General features: G+C 72.5%; 12 protein-coding genes. 5 read left to right on the top strand and 7 right to left on the bottom strand.

Going from position 1 to position 16879, the window contains the following annotated elements; genetic code table 11:
* Positions 1-25: 25 nt before the first annotated feature.
* The 5 genes from ABZ862_RS13560 to ABZ862_RS13540 all read right to left on the bottom strand — a co-directional run bounded on the left by ABZ862_RS13560 (position 26) and on the right by ABZ862_RS13540 (position 7825).
* The gene (locus ABZ862_RS13560; protein WP_360956614.1) at positions 26-1120 is read right to left on the bottom strand and encodes a BMP family ABC transporter substrate-binding protein; all 1095 of its coding nucleotides are present in this window, start codon (positions 1118-1120) and stop codon (positions 26-28) included.
* An 884-nt stretch (positions 1121-2004) separates the two neighbouring features.
* Positions 2005-3381: an amidohydrolase family protein gene (locus ABZ862_RS13555; protein ID WP_360956612.1), complete on the bottom strand. Its 1377-nt coding sequence runs from the start codon at positions 3379-3381 to the stop codon at positions 2005-2007.
* Complete coding sequence (locus ABZ862_RS13550; RefSeq protein WP_360956610.1) at positions 3378-4400, bottom strand: zinc-binding dehydrogenase; 1023 nt, start codon at positions 4398-4400, stop codon at positions 3378-3380. The genes ABZ862_RS13555 and ABZ862_RS13550 overlap by 4 nt, the downstream gene beginning before the upstream one ends.
* Positions 4401-5094: 694 nt before the next feature.
* Positions 5095-6366 carry a helix-turn-helix domain-containing protein gene (locus ABZ862_RS13545; RefSeq protein WP_360956608.1) on the bottom strand — a complete coding sequence of 424 codons (1272 nt, stop codon included), beginning with the start codon at positions 6364-6366 and terminating at the stop codon, positions 5095-5097.
* A gap of 10 nt (positions 6367-6376) precedes the next feature.
* Positions 6377-7825 (bottom strand): aldehyde dehydrogenase family protein, encoded by a 1449-nt coding sequence (locus tag ABZ862_RS13540; protein WP_360956606.1) that lies wholly within the window; start codon positions 7823-7825, stop codon positions 6377-6379.
* Positions 7826-8010: 185 nt separating this feature from the next.
* Here ABZ862_RS13540 and ABZ862_RS13535 point away from each other — a divergent pair, with 185 nt between their 5' ends.
* From ABZ862_RS13535 to ABZ862_RS13520, 4 genes are all read left to right on the top strand, one after another.
* Positions 8011-9093 (top strand): NAD(P)-dependent alcohol dehydrogenase, encoded by a 1083-nt coding sequence (locus tag ABZ862_RS13535; protein WP_360956604.1) that lies wholly within the window; start codon positions 8011-8013, stop codon positions 9091-9093.
* Positions 9094-9268: 175 nt separating this feature from the next.
* A complete protein-coding gene (locus ABZ862_RS13530) occupies positions 9269-11530 on the top strand; it encodes a cytochrome P450 (RefSeq protein WP_360956602.1) in 2262 nt (753 codons plus the stop codon).
* Between the two features lie 217 nt (positions 11531-11747).
* A complete protein-coding gene (locus tag ABZ862_RS13525) occupies positions 11748-12890 on the top strand; it encodes an acetamidase/formamidase family protein (RefSeq protein ID WP_360956600.1) in 1143 nt (380 codons plus the stop codon).
* Positions 12891-13103: 213 nt separating this feature from the next.
* The gene (locus ABZ862_RS13520; protein WP_360956598.1) at positions 13104-14468 is read left to right on the top strand and encodes a hypothetical protein; all 1365 of its coding nucleotides are present in this window, start codon (positions 13104-13106) and stop codon (positions 14466-14468) included.
* Positions 14469-14565: 97 nt separating this feature from the next.
* Here ABZ862_RS13520 and ABZ862_RS13515 read toward each other — a convergent pair whose 3' ends face one another.
* Together ABZ862_RS13515 and ABZ862_RS13510 are read right to left on the bottom strand one after the other, a co-directional pair.
* The gene (locus ABZ862_RS13515) at positions 14566-14760 is read right to left on the bottom strand and encodes a DUF397 domain-containing protein (RefSeq protein ID WP_360956596.1); all 195 of its coding nucleotides are present in this window, start codon (positions 14758-14760) and stop codon (positions 14566-14568) included.
* A complete protein-coding gene (locus ABZ862_RS13510; RefSeq protein WP_360956594.1) occupies positions 14757-15674 on the bottom strand; it encodes a helix-turn-helix transcriptional regulator in 918 nt (305 codons plus the stop codon). The genes ABZ862_RS13515 and ABZ862_RS13510 overlap by 4 nt, the downstream gene beginning before the upstream one ends.
* Positions 15675-16298: 624 nt before the next feature.
* Between ABZ862_RS13510 and ABZ862_RS13505 the strand changes: the two genes are divergently transcribed.
* Positions 16299-16730 carry a hypothetical protein gene (locus ABZ862_RS13505; RefSeq protein WP_360956592.1) on the top strand — a complete coding sequence of 144 codons (432 nt, stop codon included), beginning with the start codon at positions 16299-16301 and terminating at the stop codon, positions 16728-16730.
* Positions 16731-16879: the final 149 nt, after the last annotated feature.

Here is a 16879-nt window from a genome sequence, read left to right as displayed (position 1 = left end):
CATCTTCCTCGTCGGTGTCGGCGGGTCAGCCGAGGCGCTTGACCTCGGCGGCCGGGTCGATCTCCTTGGTGCCGATCTTCTTGATGAAGTCGGTGAGCTGCTGGGCCTCGTCGCCCTGGGGGTCACAGATCTTGACGGTCGGGTACGGGTCGACACCGAGCTGCCAGGTGCGCGTGGTGCCCATCTTCAGGTTGTTCTTGGCGAACTCCTTCAGCGCGGCCTGGAAGTAGTCGCCCGGGCTGAAGATAACCGAGATGTCGTACTTCGGGCTGGTGGAGTCGCACCGGTCGGTGCCCGGGGTGAGGGTCAGCGCCTTGCTGCCGTTCGCGAGCGCGGCCGAGGCGTCGGTGGCGCCGCCGAGGTAGGGGTAGATGACCTTGGCGCCCTGGCTGATCTGGGCCTGCGTGGCCTCCTTGGCCTTGGCGGAGTCGTTGAAGTCACCGGTGTAGGTGGTGGCCAGACTGGCCTTCGGGACGACCTCACGGATACCGGCCAGGAACGCCTTGGCGGCGGCGACGCTGAAGTCGGCCTTGGCGCCGGTGATGAACCCGGCCTTGGTGTCGCCGGCCGTCTTCATCTTCAGGCCCGCGGCGTAGCCGGCGACCAGCATGGACTGGTTCGGGTCGTCGGCGGACAGCAGGATCTTGGGGGTCTGGTCGATGTTGGCCGAGGAGGGCACGTACCAGGCGGTCTTGGAGCAGACCGCCTCTTCGGAGGCGGGGATGGCGTTCTTCAGCTCGCTGGCGCCGAGCGCGACCATGTCGACGTGCTGCTGGCACAGCGCGCGGGCCGCGGTGAGCGCGTCGTTCACGGGGACGCTGCCGCGCTTGATGACCGTCCAGCCCTTCTGCTTGGCGTAGGCGTCCGCGCCGTCGACGAAGCTCTGGTAGTAGCCGTGGTCGTTGATGTCACCGGGGCTGAGGACACCGATGACGACCTTGCCGTCGCCGTTGAGGTCGGGCTGCTTGAGGCCGGAGGCGCTGTCGCCGCCGCCGGTCGACGAGGCCGTCGTCTTGGCGGCGGTCGCGTCGTTGCTGGCGCAGCCGGCGAGCGCGAGGGCTCCCACGAGGGCGAGGCCGACCGCGGCTCGGGGGCGGCGGAGGGTGCTTCTGGTGGTCATGTGCGTGGTTCCATTCGCTCAGTGGAATCGCTCGGGGTGGCGCTCGGGACGTCGTTCGAGGTGCGGCTCGAGGTGTCGTTCGAGGTGGCGCCGGGTGGTGCCGCCCCGGCGGGGCGGTGGTGAGGTCGAGGGGGGTGATCGCTCGGCAGGGCCGGGGTCCTGGTTGACCTCGGCGTCGGAGAGACCGTCCTGGTGCCGGAGGGTCTCCTCACCCGCGGCGACGGACCACGGGGAACGGATCCGCCCGGCCGCTCGGACCCGGGTGGGGTCGATACGGCATGGGGGGGCGGGGACGGCGGACCGTCAGCGGTGATGCCGACGGCCGCGGTGAGCACGACGGGTACGCCTGGTGGTGGACCGGCGGGGTAATCGGCGGCAGGCGCCGTCCGCGTCGCCCGCGCAGCCCGCGCCGCCCGCGCCGCGGGGACGGCGGCGGGTCGCCGGTCCGGTGGGCCGGGCGACCGCTGTGGCTGTACGGGGGTGGCGGGTGACCGCTGTACGGGGGCGGCGGACGGCCGCTGTACGGGGGTGGCCGGCGGTCCTCGCCTGCGCGGACCCGGCCATGTCGACGACGTTCAACGGTTGGTCTCCCCTCGCTGGGTGGCCGCCGGTCCGCTGGGCCGGGCCGGGTTCGGGACACGGGCTTGGTGGGTGGCCGCCGGTCTGACGGACGGGGCCGGGGCGGCCTTACGGCCCGGGTGGTCTTGCGGCGGGTACCGGCCTTGCGGTGTGCGACGGTCTTGCGGTCCGGGGTGGTCTTGCGGCGGGTGCCGGTCCCGCGGCCTGGTGTGGTCCCGTGGCCGTGTGGGCCGGGTTCGGGGGAAGCCCACCGGATCTCCGGTACGGGCCGGGTTCCATGGGGAGCCCACCGGTCCGGGTCCGGCTCACCGGACGGCCACCGGTTCGGGCCAGGCCGGACGGGGGGTGATGCCGGCCCGTCGCAGGAGGGCGGCGGACCGTTCGGCGGCGGCCTCGGCCACGGCCGCGAGGTCGACGCCGGTCGGCCTGCGGTCGCGGACGACCACACGGCCGTCGACCAGGACGTCGCGCACGGTGCGCGAGACGTGCCCCCAGACGAGCTGGCGGGCCAGGTCGCCTCTGGGCATCCAGGCCGGGTCGGTGGTGTCGAGTACGACGAGGTCGGCGGCCTTGCCGACCTCGAGGGAGCCGATCCGGTCGCCGAGCCCGATCGCTTCCGCCCCGTCGATCGTCGCGAGCGCGAACGCTTGCTCGGCACGGATCGGGTCGGGCAGGTCACGGTCGCGTTCGAGGGCGGAGAAGAGGTAGGCGGACAGCAGGACGTCCGGGGCGTCACCGGCGTTGTGCGCGTCGCAGCCCAGGGCCACCCGGCCGCCCCGCCGCACCAGTTCGGCGTGGCGCGAGGCTCGCGTGTACCCCTGGGCCAGCCGCAGGTAGGCGCCGGGACAGGCGGCCACCGCGGTCCGGGTCTCCAGGACCGCCTCGACCTCGGCGTCGTCGAGCCATACGGCGTGCCCCAGCAGCAGGCGCGGTCCGAGGACTCCGAGTTCACGGAAGTGAACCACCGGTCGGCGCCCGCAGCGCAGCGCGTACGCCTCGATGTCGGCGGGTCCGGGCGAGATGTGCCAGGTCAGTCCGGTGTCGAGCCGCTCGGCCAGGGCCGCCGCCCCGGTGAGGAGTTCGTCGCTCACCAGGTCGTGCCCGACGAGCGTCACCCAGCCGGTGACCGGACCGGTGGCCGGCAGGGAGCGGACGATGTCCTCCTGCCGGGCGAGCACCTCGTCGGCGGGCGCGCCGAGCGGCACGCCCTCGGCGTCCCAGCCCCAGCCGCCGACCCGGGCGCGGACGCCCGCGGCGCCGAGGCCCGCGGCGGCCCGTTCCGGGAAGGCCACGGTGCCGGGCTCCAGCACCGTGGTGATGCCCCGGGACAGGCATTCGACGGCCGTGATGGTGGCGGCGAGTTCGTCGTCGTCGCCGTCGGCCGCGGCGTGCAGCGGGACGATCCAGTCGAAGATCGACTCCTGGGAGCCGATGTCGTCGGGGATCATGCTCCGTACGAGGGGGTCGACGGTGGTGTGCTGGTGGGCGTCGACGAGGCCCGGGATCACCACGCAGCCCGTCGCGTCGATCTCCCGCGCCCCCCGGAAGAGGGCCCGGAGCTCCTCGGCCGTGCCGAGGGCGGCGATGCTGTCGCCGGAGACGGCGATCGTGGTGTCGGTGAGGACGCGCCGGGCGGGGTCCATGGTGACGACGTCGCCGCCCGTGATCAGCAGATCGGTCACGGCTCGATCACCACCTTTCCGATGGTGTCGCGGGCGGCGAGCACGTCCCACGCCTCGACCAGGTCCTCCAGCGGGAACCGGGCGGCGGTGGGCAGGTGCAGGCCGTCGGTGAAACAGGCCGAGGTGGCGGCGACGAAGTCCGCCGAGGTGTAGCCGCCGGTGCCGAGCAGTTTCAGGCCCCGGTGGAAGACCTCCTGGAGCGAGAACGACACCTGGTCGCCGCTGGTGTTGCCCATCAGCAGCAGCCGCCCGCGGACGCCGAGGCAGTCCAGCGAGGTGCGCCAGGTGTCGGTGCCGACATGGTCCAGGACCAGGTCCGCCCCGGCGCCGTCGGTGAAGACCGACACCGTCTTCACGGCGTCGGGGTCCTCGTTGCGCAGCACCAGGTCCGCGCCGGCCTCGTCGGCGGCGGCCCGTTTGGCGTCGCCGCCGGCGAACGCGACGACGCTGGCACCGGCCCGCTTGGCGAGACCGATGGCCGCCAGGCTGACGGCACTCGCTCCCGCGTGGACCACGAAGGTCTCACCGGCCGCGATCGCCCCGAGGGTGTGGACCGCGTGCCAGGCGGTGGCGTAGGCGGTGGGCAGGGTGACGGCCGCGGCGAGCGGCAGGCAGTCGGGGACGCGGACGATGGACTCGGCGGACGCCCGTACGTACTCGGCCAGCGCGCCCGGGGCGTTGCCGCCGAGGATGCGGGGCCGGACGCAGTAGGCCCGGTCGCCCACCGCGCAGCGCGGGCAGCTGCCGCAGCCCTGGGTAGGGTCGGCGATGACCCGGTCGCCGGGGACGACCGAGCCGACGGCGGTACCGGTCTCCACCACGGTGCCGGCGAAGTCCATGCCGGGCACGTGGGGGAGGCGGAAGCCGGGGATCAGGCCGGGGCCCTTGAGCTGCAGCAGGTCCAGGCGGTTCAGCCCGCAGTACTCGACCTCGACGACGACGTCGCGCGGCCCGCACACGGGTTCCGGGACCTCTCTCGGGGACACGGCCTCGGGCCCTCCGAAATCGGTCTGCACCATGGCTCGCACCGGCTGCCCTCCTCCCCTTACCCATCTCGCATTGCGAGTCGGTGGAACGTATTGCGAGGTACTCTGCCTCCGCCGAACGGCCGTGTCAACGCTCCTGTGGAACATCTTGGTTTCGTCGGTCTTTCGTGTGAGCGCAAGACTCCGTACCGCTCACGGTGCAGGCGGGAGCGGGTGCGGAACGGACCCGCAGGCGGGTGACGGCAGGCCGCGGGACGGCCCGGCCCCCGGTGGTCCACCACCCGAAAGACCCAGGTCACCCAAGGGCCCCACCCCCGGACTCCCGGCCACCCGACCCCCGGGCGACAGAACACCCCCGACCCCGGAACCCGACGGCCACCAGGCCACCCCCGGACCGGCCACCCCGGGCAACGCCAGGCCACCCCGGCCCCGGAAGCCGGACAACGGCACTTCACACCCGGATCCGGACGCCGAGCGCCGGCACTTCACACCCGGACCCGGACACCGGACGACGACAGCGCACGCCCAGGTCAGCAGCCGGGCGGCGACAGCACACACCTGAGCAAGCAGCCAGGCGACGTCAGGTCACGCCGGGGCCGGCTGCCGGGCGGCGGCACGCCGCCCGGCAGCTCCGTCGACCGGCTCGCGGTCCGCCACCTGCGGCATCACCCGCACGACCAGCAGCCAGCGGTCGACCATCGACACGACGGCCCAGCAGCCCCGCGGCTCAGCGGCCCCGCGGCTCGGCGATCCCGCCGCCCGCCGGCACCGGATCGTCGTCGCTGCCGCGCAGGCGGCCGTCGCTGCCGTGCAGGCGGCCGTCGTCGGAGGTGAGGAGGTCGAGGGCCGCGAGCGCCAGGTGGAGTTCGGCGGAGGCGGCGGGCAGCAGGGGGTCGGTGCCGAGGAGGTTCTTGATCTGCCGCACCCGGTAGCCCACGGAGTTGCGGTGCAGATGGAGCTGTTCGGAGACGCTCTGCCGGCTGCCCCGCTCGGCCAGCCAGGCCCGCAGGGTGGTCATCAGTTCGGGACGGTGCAGGATCGGCCCGAGGTGCGCCTCGGCGTACGTCTCGAGCCGGGCGCGGGGCAGGGGCAGCAGCATCTGGACGACCCCGCAGCCGCCGAAGGTGAGCAGCGGGACGTGCCGGGTCCGGGCCAGGCCGAGCAGCCGTTCGGCCTCGGTGAAGGACCGGGCCAGGCCGTCGGCGGAGTCGGGGTGGGAGCCGCTGGCCGCGACGACGTGGTCCGCGGACTCGTCGCCGGTCGTCAGGCGCAGCCGGTTGCGCAGCCGGGCGAGCGCGTCCTCGCCGGGCACCACCGTCCACGCCGTACGCCCCTCCCGTCCCTCCTGCTGCACGGGGTGCTCCAGCCAGGACAGCGCGGTGGACCAGGCGCGCAGCCGGGAACCCCCGTAGTGCAGCACGGCGCCGGCGGGCGGCCGCTGCAGATCGATCCCCAGGGCCGTGGCCGCCGCGCGTTCGGAGGGGCTCACCGTCCCGGACCGCAGCGCGGCGACGACGTCGGCGGCCGTGTGCCGGTTCGGGACGGCCTCGGCCGGTTCCTCACCCCCGCGTACGGCGTCGATGAGCAGCGCGGTGACGGCGGCACCCGCCAGCGCCCGTACGCGTGGATCGCAGGGACCGGCGGTCAGCAGCACACCGGCGACGGTCGTCCCGGCCCGTACGGGCAGCGCCGTGGCCCGTACCCCGTCGAGCGTGTCGACCACCGGTCCGGCCGTACCGGCGAGGACGTGGTGCGCCACCACGGACGGCAGTCCCGCGCCGCCGTCGGTGGCGGCGAGCGGCACGCCGTGCGCGGACAGCAGGCGCGCGTGCCGGCCGGTCGCCGCGCGCAGGGCGCACAGGACGTCCGACCGTGCGGCTCCGGCGAGCACGGCCTCGGTCAGTTCCCGCTCCAGGGCGGCGGGGTCGGCGGGGCCGGCGTCCGGTCCCGGCCCTTCCCGGGCCGGTCCGGACCACGGTACGGCGGTGGTGATACCCATGGTGTCGCTCTCAGCGGTCCAGCAGCCGGACGGCCACACCCTTCTCCTGGGTGTACTCGCGCAGCGCGGCGTATCCGCCGCCCCGGCTGAAGCCGCTGTCCTTCTGCATGTTGAAGGGGAAGCCGATGACTCCGGCGTCGTGGAACTGGTTGACCGCGACCTGCCCGGAGCGGACGTCCTTCGCGAGCCGCAGGGCCCGGGAGATGTCGTTGGTCCAGAGGCAGGCCAGCAGGCCGAAGTCGGTCGCGTTCATCAGTGCGGTCGCCTCGGCGGCGTCGCGGAAGGACTGGACGGCGAGGACGGGGCCGAAGACCTCCTCGCGGGCGATGCGCATGCCCGCGTCCACCTGGTCGTACACGGTGGGCCGGACGAACCACCCGTCCCCGGTGGGCGTGCCGCCGGTGACCAGCCGTGCCCCTTCCCGGGGGGTGTCCGCGAGGAAGCCGCTGACGCGGTCGAACTGCGTACCGCTGACCAGGGGCCCCATGTCGAGGTCGGCGTCCCAGGCCCCGGTCTTGACCGCGGCCATGGCGGCGGCGACCCGTTCCACGACCTCGTCGTGCACCGACGCCTCGACGAGCAGCCGGGAGCCGGCGTAGCAGTTCTGGCCCGCGTTCTCGGTGATCGAGGCGACGATCGCCGGGATGGCGACGTCGAGGTCGGCGTCGGCGAAGAGCACGTTGGGCGACTTGCCGCCGAGTTCCAGTTTGACCGGGACGAGGTTCTGCGCGGCGGCCGCCATGATGGCCCGGCCGGTGCCGGTGGAGCCGACGAAGCTGATGTGGTCGACGTCCGGGTGCGAGGTGAGCGCGACGCCCGCCTCGGGGCCGAGGCCCGTGACGACGTTGATCACGCCCGGCGGGAAACCGGCGCGGCGGGCGAGTTCGGCGAGGGCGAACGGGGCCAGCGGCGCGATCTCGGACGGTTTGAGGACGACCGTGTTGCCCGCGGCGAGCGCCGGTGCGACGTTCGCGGCGGTGAGCACGGCGGGCACGTTCCACGGGAGGACGACGGCGCACACGCCGTACGGCTCGGGGACCGTGTAGCCCAGGTAGTCGGGGCTGCGGGTCGGCAGCGTCACTCCGGTGAGCTTGTCGGCCGCGCCGGCGAAGTAGTCGATGATGCCGTGGGCGATGTAGATGTTCATGCGGCCGCCGGACAGGGGCTTGCCCACGTCCTGGGCCTCGGTGGCCGCGAGGGCCTCGACCTCGGCGATGATCAGGTCGGCCCAGCGCCGGAGCAGGGCCCCGCGTTCGCTCGGGTTGGTCGCCGCCCAGGAGGGGAAGGCGCGTCGCGCCGCGGCCACCGCGTCGTCGACGTCGCCGCCGCCCGCCTGAGCCGTCCGGGTGATCACCTGCCGGGTCGCCGGATCGAGGACGTCCAGCGTGCCGCCGTCGCGGGCCGCGACCCACTCGCCGTCGATGAAGTGCTGGGAAGAAGGGAAGTCAACAGCCGCCATAGGGGGAACCTTGACCCGTCATATCGCGCATGTCAATATGCGGTCTCGCATTGCGAGTCGTTGTGAGTCGTAGCGAAACGTCGCGAGACGTCGCGAGTCGTTGTGAGACGTCGCGGGTCATCGCACGGCCAGGCAAGTCCACGACCAGACAAGTCCACGACAAGGCACGTCACTGAGGAGGCCCTGTGCGCGCCACCGCCGCTCTGCTGGAGCAAGCCGGTCAGCCGTTCGTCCTGACCGAGGTGGATCTGGAGGAACCCCGCCCCGACGAGGTGCTCGTCCGCGTCGCCGCCGTCGGCATCTGCGGGACCGACCTCGAGTTCGCCTCCTTCTTCGCCACGCCCGCGCTGCTCGGGCACGAGGGGTCGGGTGTCGTGGAGAAGGTCGGGGCGCACGTCACCTCGGTCCGCCCGGGTGACCACGTGGCGATGTCCTTCACGTCCTGCGGCACGTGCTCGCTGTGCCGTACCGGCTCCCCCGCCTACTGCCGCGGCTTCGACGCGGTGAACTTCTCCGGCCGCCGTCCCGACGGCTCCACCGCGGTGACCCACGAGGGGCGTGAGGTCAACGCGCACTTCCTGGGCCAGTCGTCGTTCGCCGGCCATGTCGTCGCACCGGAGCGGGCGGTCGTCCGCATCGACCCGTCGCTGGACCTGCTGCGCGCCGGCCCCTTCGGCTGCGGCTTCCAGACCGGCGCCGGCGGTGTGCTCAACGTCCTGCAACCGCGTCCCGGCTCGTCGATCGCCGTCTTCGGGGCGGGGGCCGTCGGTGTGTCCGCCGTCATCGCCGCCGCGCTGAGCGGCTGCGAGGTGGTCGCCGCCGTGGATGTGAACCCGGCCAAGCTGGAGGCGGCACGCGGCTTCGGCGCCACGCACGCCGTCGACTCCTCGACCGGGGGCGCCGCCGAGCAGCTGGCCGCGCTCGTCCCGGAGGGGTTCGACTTCGTCATCGACACCACGGGGCGCGAGGACGTCCTGCGTACCGCCGTGGAGGCCCTCGGCCCGCTCGGCCGCGCCGGGGTCATCGGCATCGGCCCGAGCGAGTCGATGAGCTTCGAGTGGCGCAGCATCCTCAACGGCCGCTCCGTCACCGGCATCATCGCCGGCTCCAGTCTGCCGCAGCTGTTCCTGCCGAGGCTGCTCGACCTCAACGCCCAGGGCCGGTTCCCCGTCGAGAAGATGATCACGTACTTCCCGTTCGAGCAGATCAACGAGGCCGTCGCGGCCGTCCGGTCCGGCGCGGTCGGCAAGGCCGTACTGACCTTCTGACCGGGCGCCTGGCCGGGCGCTGACCTGCATACGGTCTGCTGTACGTCGGCAGAGAGACGTTGTCACACGGGCGGCGACACCTTAAGGTGACCGCACCGCCGATGAGGCAGCAGACATCCGGTGGCGCGGCCGGACAACACCGCGCACAGGTCCGAGCACGTGGAGCGTGCCCACCATGTCCGCCGACATCGACTTCGACCACCGCGTCGACCCCGAGCACCACCTCGACCCCGAGCGGGGCCCCGACTTCGACCACCACTCCGACGAGGCCAACGCCGACCCGGTCTCCTACTACGCGCGGTTCCGCGAGAGCTGCCCGGTGGGCCGGTCGGCCGCGCACGGCGGCTTCCACTACACGACGCGCTACGCCGACGTGGCCCGTATCGCCCGCGACGACGAGGCGTTCTCCTCGGCCCGCAGCGAGCACGGCGGCCAGGGCGTCGGCATCGTCATCCCCAAGGGTCCGGGGCTCGAGCAGTACCCGATCGAGCTCGACCCGCCGCGCGCGACCGAGTACCGGAAGCTGATCAACCCGCTGCTGACCCCCGAGGCCGTCGAGCGGCTCGTCCCCATGATCGAGCGGCACGCCGCCCGTGTCGTGGACGAGTTCATCGAGCACGGCTCCTGCGACCTGGTGCGCGACCTCACCAACCCGCTGCCGGCCGCCGTCACCCTGGACTGGCTCGGTTTCCCCGAGGAGGACTGGGCGAAGCTGGCCGGTCCGGTCCACGACATCTTCGCCGCCCCGGCCGGCAGCGAGCGCGCCGCGCGCGGTGCCGCCGGACTGGCCTACATGGACCGGCGTATCCGCGAGCTGATCGCCGACCGCCGCTCGGCGCCGCGGGACGACGCGGTCAGCGCGGTGGTGGTCGGCCGGACGGCCGACGGCGCCGAGTTCGGCGAGGACGAGCTGGTGTCGGTGATCGGCCTGCTCATCGCGGGCGGCGTCGACACCACCACGTCCCTGACCGGATCGACCCTCGTCCACCTGGCCCGTCACCCCGAGCAGCGCAAGCGCCTGATCGACTCCCCCGACCTGCTGGACGGCGCGACGGACGAGTTCCTGCGCGCGTTCGCGCCGTCGCAGTCGATGGCGCGTACGGTCACCCGGGACACCGAGGTCGGCGGCTGCCCGATGCACGCGGGCGACCGGGTGCTGATCCCGTGGGTCGCCGCGAACCACGATCCGGCCGTCTTCCCCGACCCCGAGCAGGTACGGCTGGACCGCGACGCCAGCCGGCACCTCAGCTTCGGCATCGGCTCGCACCGCTGCGCGGGCGCCCACCTCGCCCGGGCCATGTTCCGGGCGATGATGGCGCAGGTCCTGACCCGGCTGCCCGACTACCGGGTGATCGAGGAAGGGCTCGTGCCCTATCCGACGCGCGGCAACCAGTCCGGCTGGGACGCGGTCCCGGCGGTCTTCACCCCCGGCCCCCGGGCGACCGGGACGGCGGGCGCGGTCCGCGCGCTCACCACGCCCACCCCGCTGCGGGTGACGTCGGTGCGCACGGCGTCCGAGGGCGTCGTCGCCGTGGACCTGGCCCTGCCGGACGGTGCCGACCTGCCCGCCTGGCGCCCCGGCGCGCACATCGAGCTGCGGCTGCCGTCGGGGAGGCTGCGCCAGTACTCGCTGTGCGGCGATCCGGCCGACGCCGGGACCTGGCGCATCGGCGTGCTGCGCGAGCCCGCCGGGCGGGGCGGGTCGGAGGAACTCCACGAACTCACCCGCCCCGGAGCGACGTTCGCGGTACGCGGCCCGCGCAACCACTTCCCGCTGGTGGACGCGCCGTCGTACCTCTTCGTCGCGGGCGGCATCGGTGTCACCCCGATCCTCGCGATGGCCCGCGAGGCCGCGCGCCGCGGTGTCCCCTTCTCCGTCGTATACGGCGGACGCACCCGCGCGACGATGGCGTTCACCGACGACCTCGCCGCCGTCGCGGGCGACGCCCTCACGCTCCTCCCCCAGGACGAGGCCGGGCTGCCGGACCTCCCCCGCCTGCTGGGCGACCTGGACGAGGACACGGCGGTCTACGCCTGCGGTCCCGGCCCGATGCTGGCGGCGATCGAGCAGGAGTGCGCCCGGATCGGCCCCGGCCTCACCGACCGGCTGCACCTGGAGCGCTTCACGGCGGGCGACGACCTGGAGACGGCGTTCGACGCGGCGGCGAACCGCCCCTTCGAGGTCCAGCTCGCCCGCACCGGCGGCACGTTGACCGTACCGGCCGACCGCCGCCTCATCGAGGTCGTGCGCGACGCGGTCAGCGGCCTGTCCTACGACTGCGAGAAGGGCTACTGCGGCGCCTGCGAGACCCGGGTCCTCGCCGGAACCCCCGAGCACCGCGACTCCGTACTCAGCGACGAGGAACGCGAAGCGGGGCGGACGATGATGATCTGCGTCGGCCGCTGCAAGGGCGACCGCCTCGTCCTGGACCTCTAGCCCCGACCGTCCCAACCCCTTCGGCGCGGTCCGGCACCGGGCTCACCGCCCACCGCCGGACCGCGCCCAGTCATGTCCGCACACACCCCCACCTCCGACTTGATACGAGACGGCATATCGCATTACGCGACACAGTTACGACGCGGACCCTCCCGTGAAACACCATCGCAACGGGTCGTTCATAGCGTCTGGCCATCCCTTCCACGAAAGGTGGGCCATGACAGCGACCGACTCGCCCCTCCTCGACATCGCCGCGACCGGCTTCCCGATCCTCCAGCCCGGCCACGGAGCGATCGCGGCGCCGACCTACGTCCCGGCCACGCCGGACAACACCCTGTGGGGCCGCCTCCCCTGCGAAGCGGACGCACCGGTCGCCGCCGTCGGGTCCGGCTCCGTCGTCACCGTCGACACCCTCAGCCACGAGGGAGTTTTGGAGGACCAGGGCCGCGACCCACGCGGCTACTTCGCCCGTCACGGCGTCGGCGCCGCCCACGTCCTGGACGACGCGCAGCAGATCGCGGACTCCGGCACGGCCCACGACTTCGACGACGACGGCCCCCACCTCGTCACGGGCCCGATCGCCGTGACCGGTGCCCGCCCCGGCGACCTGCTCGCGGTGACCGTCCTCGGCCTGACCCCGCGCGTCCCGTACGGCCTGGTGTCGGCCCGCCACGGCTTCGGCGCGCTCCCCGGCGAGATGCCCTCCCTCCCCGGCCCGCAGATGACCTTCGCCACCGCCCACGCGGACCGCGACGGCACCTGGGGCCGCATGGCGGTCGACCCCGCAGACCCCGCCCGCGGCGCCCTCCGCTTCCCCCTCCGCCCCTTCCTCGGCGTGATGGGCGTGGCGGTCCCCGGCGACGAGCGCCCCCACTCCGTCCCGCCGGGCCGGCACGGCGGCAACATCGACGTGTCCCTGCTCGGCGTGGGCGCCACCCTCTACCTCCCCGTCCAGGTGGCCGACGCTCTGGTCTACTTCGGCGACCCGCACTTCGCCCAAGGCGATGGCGAGATAGCCCTCACCGCCTTCGAGGCGTCACTGCGCGCCACGGTCAAGTTGGAGGTCATCCCCGGCGGCGCGGCCCTGCGCCCCGGCAACGGCCGCATCACCCCGTTCGCCGAGACGGACGACCTCCTCATCCCGATCGGCCTGGACGAGGACCTGAACGAGGCCATGCGCGACTGCGTCCGCTGCGCCCTGGACCTCCTGACCACCGACTACGGCATCGACCGCCACCTGGCGATGGCCTACCTCAGCGCGGCAGGCGACTTCGCGGTCTCCCAGGTCGTCGACAGCGTGAAGGGCATCCACGGCAAGATCCGCAAGGCGGACTTCCGCGAGGTCGTCCGCCCGGACTGATCGGCGGGGCGGCCCGGAATCCGCCGAGGCGGTGCGGCCGGACGGGGAACTCGCCCTGCCGGCTCGCCCCGGCGGTTCCCCCAGGGCGACGGGCTTTCTTCTCCGGCAGGGCCGGAAATCCAGGGCGACGGAATCCCTTGTCATGTGATGATCATTTCGACACGCCGGGGCTGCCGGTGCGTCAGTCGCGTCATCACACCCTTGGGGGTAGCCATGAGATCGTTCTTAGCCGAGCGCCTGGTACGTCTCACGTCCGGCGCCGCCGCGGTGACGGCGGCCGGTCTGCTGACCGCCGGCCTCACCGCACCCGCGTTCGCCGCCGGCCAGGAGCAGAGCGACCAGTTGTGGATCCACGAGGCGTACGAGCAGACGCTGCCGCTCGGCACCGACGGCGGCCGGCCGCAGTCCCGCACCCTCGGCGTCGGCCTGTACCACGACAACGAGAACTTCACGGTGACCGACGGCAGGCTCACCGTCGACGTCTCCGGCCTCGCCGGGGTCGCCGAGGTGACCTGGCCCGACAACTGCACACCGAGCGGCACGAGCGCGGTCTGCGACATCCCCGTGGTGCCCGCGATCGGGAACATCGAGGATCAGGTGGTCCTGACGGTGCGTGCGGCCGACGGCGCCCAAGCCAGCGCGCAGGGCAGGATCACCTACGAGGCGACGGCCACCGGTGGACCCAACGGCACGCTCACCGCACCGCACGAGAGCTTCGACACCACGCTCACCGTCGGCTCCGGGCCCGACCTGGCCATCGCGCCCATCGCCCCCGTCGAGGACGGTCAGCCCGGTGACGAGCGGACGATCCCGTTGAAGGTCACCAACAACGGCAACGAGAGCGCGCACGGGATCACCGTCAAGCTGTACGCCTCGTACGGCCTGACGGATCTGACCCGGTACGACGCCTGCACCTACACCACGACGGACGGCACCGACTACGCGCCGTCGAACAAGGCGGTCTGCACGTTCGACCAGGTGCTGGCGCCGGGCGACTCCTTCGAACTGCCCGAGCCGCTGACGCTGCGACTCGCCCCGCAGGCGATGAACGAGCGGCTCGACATCGACGTCGAGCCGGGTGACGGCGCCCAGGACCTCGACTCCGGCAACGACTACACGGTCCTCCAGATCAGCGCGGAGAACACCGCGGACTTCTCCGTGACCGGCGACGCCGTCTCCGGCGCGGCGGGCGAGACGGCCACCGCCGAGCTGACGTTCCAGAACAACGGTCCGGCCTGGTTCGGCAACCTCGGCTCCGGTGACCCGGTCGCCGAGGTCCGGCTGGTCGTGCCCCAGGGCACCACGGTCACCGGCGTGCCGTCCGGCTGCGAGCCGCACACCCTCACCGGCGGCTACTACCCGAAGCAGACGGGCGCCCCGCGCTACGACTGCGACCTGCGGTACTGGGTCCTCTCGGACACCCGGCGCACCTACGCGTTCTCCGTACGCGTCGACACCGTGGTCCCCGGCGCGACCGGTGCCGTGAGCATCCACCCCTCGTACGGCGAGTTCGGCCAGTACCCCTACACCTTCGACCCGGACCTCACGAACAACACGGCGTCCCTGACCGTCAACTGACCACCCCGGGTTCGGAGCAGCCCACCCGGCCGACTGCTCCGAACCCGCCCGCGGTGGCCACCCTCGGAACCACAGGGCGCAGCAGTACGGCAGAGGCTCAGGCGCTCTGGTCAGCAGCGAAGCCGAGGAACGTGCTCCATGTCTCCGAACCGACAGTCAGGCTGGGGCGGTTCGTGTCCTTCGAGTCCCGCACATGCACGGTGTGCCGGCAAGTGGCCACCTCTACGCAGTCACCGCCCTCACCACTGCTGTGAGTGCTCTTGGACCAAGCCAGTTCCGTTGCGACCTTCATGATTCTCCCAGCAACCCCTCGACGAAGGCCACCGACTCCCTCGGGGTGAGAGCCTGAGCCCGGATAATCCCATACTGCGCCTCCAGCTCCCGAACTGGTGTCCGCTCCGTGTAGAGGTGGCTGCTCTTCTGGACCTCTGCGTAAGCGATGCGCTGCCCGCTCTTGGTCTCGATCAGGGTGAAGGGCCCCGCAAGCCCCGCGTGGTCCTCCCGCAGTGTGGGCATGACCTGGATCTCGACGTTGCGCTTCTGCCCGATCAGCAAGATCTGTTCCAGTTGGCCACGCAGGACTTCGGCACCGCCAACAGGCCGTCGGAGCGCGGCTTCTTCGATGACGAAACTCATCAATGGCGCAGGCCATCTTGAAAAGATCTCCTGCCGCAGCAGCCGAGCTGCCACTCGCTGCTCGATCGTCCCCTCGTCAAGAAGCGGGCGTCGCATGGTGAAGACAGCCCGCGCGTACTCCTCCGTCTGCAACAGCCCCTTCACCACATGCGTGTCATAAGCATGCAGCTCAACGGCCTCCGCTTCCAACCGCGCCGCGTCGCGAAAGAATGCCGGATACTGCGCCCGAGCCACCTCGTCCTTCATCTCCTGGAGGACCCCGCCCGCGTCCAGCAACTGGTCCGCCTGGTCGATGAACCTGCCGGACGGCACCCGCCTGCCCTGCTCGTACGCCGCGATGGTCGCCGTCGAGTACCCGGTACTGCGCCCGAACTCCACCCGGTCGAACCCCGCCCGCAACCGGAAACGCTTCAACTGCCGCCCGAACACCCGGAGAATCCCGACCCCCGACTCAGCCGCACCCGAAGCCCCGACCTCACCCTCACCGTCCGCACCGGGCCCCGCAGCCACCTCCGGCCCCGGCACCCCGGCCCCGTCGGCACCGTCCACTCGCCCCGCCAGTTCACTCATGACGCCCTGCCCACCTCCACCCGTCGCTCATGAATCCACCAACGCAAAGCCCCACCCCACCGACACGCCTCACCGGCACCACACCCACCCCCAAACGCCTACCGCGCTCCCCTGTCGGCACGCCACGCACCACCGACGCTAAGAACATCCACGCCCCAGATCCGGCGAACCCGCAGGATTCCCCCCATCCGGTACACCCGAAGGAAACCCGCTCGGCAGCCTGTTCCCAGGCGGTGATGCCGCACCAGGGCAACTCACCGCCACCACCGGCCTCAACGTCCATTCAGGCTGCCGGGCGAATAGCTACCGCCCCGCCGGCACGGCGCTCCCGGCATTTCCGGCACAAGGGGACCGGATCGTGGGTACGGACGGCGCGTTCGCAGTCGTCGCAGCTCACCAGCGGCAGCGCCCGCGGTCGTGATGGCACCGTGGCCGTGTCGGCGGGTGCCGCCGGCAGCGGGGGCGGCAGCAAGGCCGTCAGGCGGTGTTCGAGGAGGCGGGCCGGATGGTGGATGGAATCGCCCTGCGGCGGAAGGCCCGCCGTGAGGGTACGGGTGACCTGCTCAGCCGTCGCGGAAACTCCAGCGCGACCACATCGACGAACTCACGGACGAACTCTCCGAAGTGTTCAGCTCCGCCCGCCTGGCCCGCCGGGTGGCCGCCTTGGAACGCAGCATCGCCGTCTTCCGCAGCACCTACTGGCGCCAGCACCTCACCGCCCACGGCCCCGCCAACGACCTGCTCCTCGCCTTCCAGGACCAGCACCGCCTCCCGGCCCGTTTCACCGAGATCCTCGCCGAGGCCGCCGACTACAGCAGACTCGTACAGACCCAGGAGAGCCAGCAGATCAGCGGCGCCCTCGGCGTCCTCACCGTCCTCGGCCTCCCCGTCGGCACCGCCCTCGGCATCCTCCAGGTCCTCGGCGACGCCTCTTTGACCGACCTCCTCATCGCCCTCGCTCTCTCGGTCGCCGCCACCGGCGCCATCCTCACCACGCGGTACGGCCGCCTGGTCCTGTCGTCACTGCGGGGCGGAACCCACGAGGAACAGGAATAGCGCCGGTGCGCTCCTCAGCCGTCGGCCGGAATCCGCGCTGCCGCATCACCGACAGCGGCTCACCTCATCAGCAAAGGCGCGACCCAGATCGGCGTGCGGGCGGTGCCGTCGTACTTCTCCGTGGCGAGGTGGAGGTGGGGCGCCATGGT

The sequence above is a fragment of the Streptomyces sp. NPDC047000 genome, assembly GCF_040644295.1.
Classification (GTDB): domain Bacteria; phylum Actinomycetota; class Actinomycetes; order Streptomycetales; family Streptomycetaceae; genus Streptomyces.
This window is presented reverse-complemented; position numbering and strand designations above follow the sequence as displayed.

What these genes read in the sequence shown, in the direction of transcription:
- ABZ862_RS13550 (WP_360956610.1), bottom strand. Translation starts at nt 4,400, where the DNA reads ATGGTGCAGACCGATTTCGGAGGGCCCGAGGCCGTGTCCCCGAGAGAG.
- ABZ862_RS13545 (WP_360956608.1), bottom strand. Translation starts at nt 6,366, where the DNA reads ATGGGTATCACCACCGCCGTACCGTGGTCCGGACCGGCCCGGGAAGGG.
- ABZ862_RS13515 (WP_360956596.1), bottom strand. Translation starts at nt 14,760, where the DNA reads ATGAAGGTCGCAACGGAACTGGCTTGGTCCAAGAGCACTCACAGCAGT.
- ABZ862_RS13510 (WP_360956594.1), bottom strand. Translation starts at nt 15,674, where the DNA reads ATGAGTGAACTGGCGGGGCGAGTGGACGGTGCCGACGGGGCCGGGGTG.
- ABZ862_RS13560 (WP_360956614.1), bottom strand. Translation starts at nt 1,120, where the DNA reads ATGACCACCAGAAGCACCCTCCGCCGCCCCCGAGCCGCGGTCGGCCTC.
- ABZ862_RS13540 (WP_360956606.1), bottom strand. Translation starts at nt 7,825, where the DNA reads ATGGCGGCTGTTGACTTCCCTTCTTCCCAGCACTTCATCGACGGCGAG.
- ABZ862_RS13525 (WP_360956600.1), top strand. Translation starts at nt 11,748, where the DNA reads ATGACAGCGACCGACTCGCCCCTCCTCGACATCGCCGCGACCGGCTTC.
- ABZ862_RS13530 (WP_360956602.1), top strand. Translation starts at nt 9,269, where the DNA reads ATGTCCGCCGACATCGACTTCGACCACCGCGTCGACCCCGAGCACCAC.
- ABZ862_RS13520 (WP_360956598.1), top strand. Translation starts at nt 13,104, where the DNA reads ATGAGATCGTTCTTAGCCGAGCGCCTGGTACGTCTCACGTCCGGCGCC.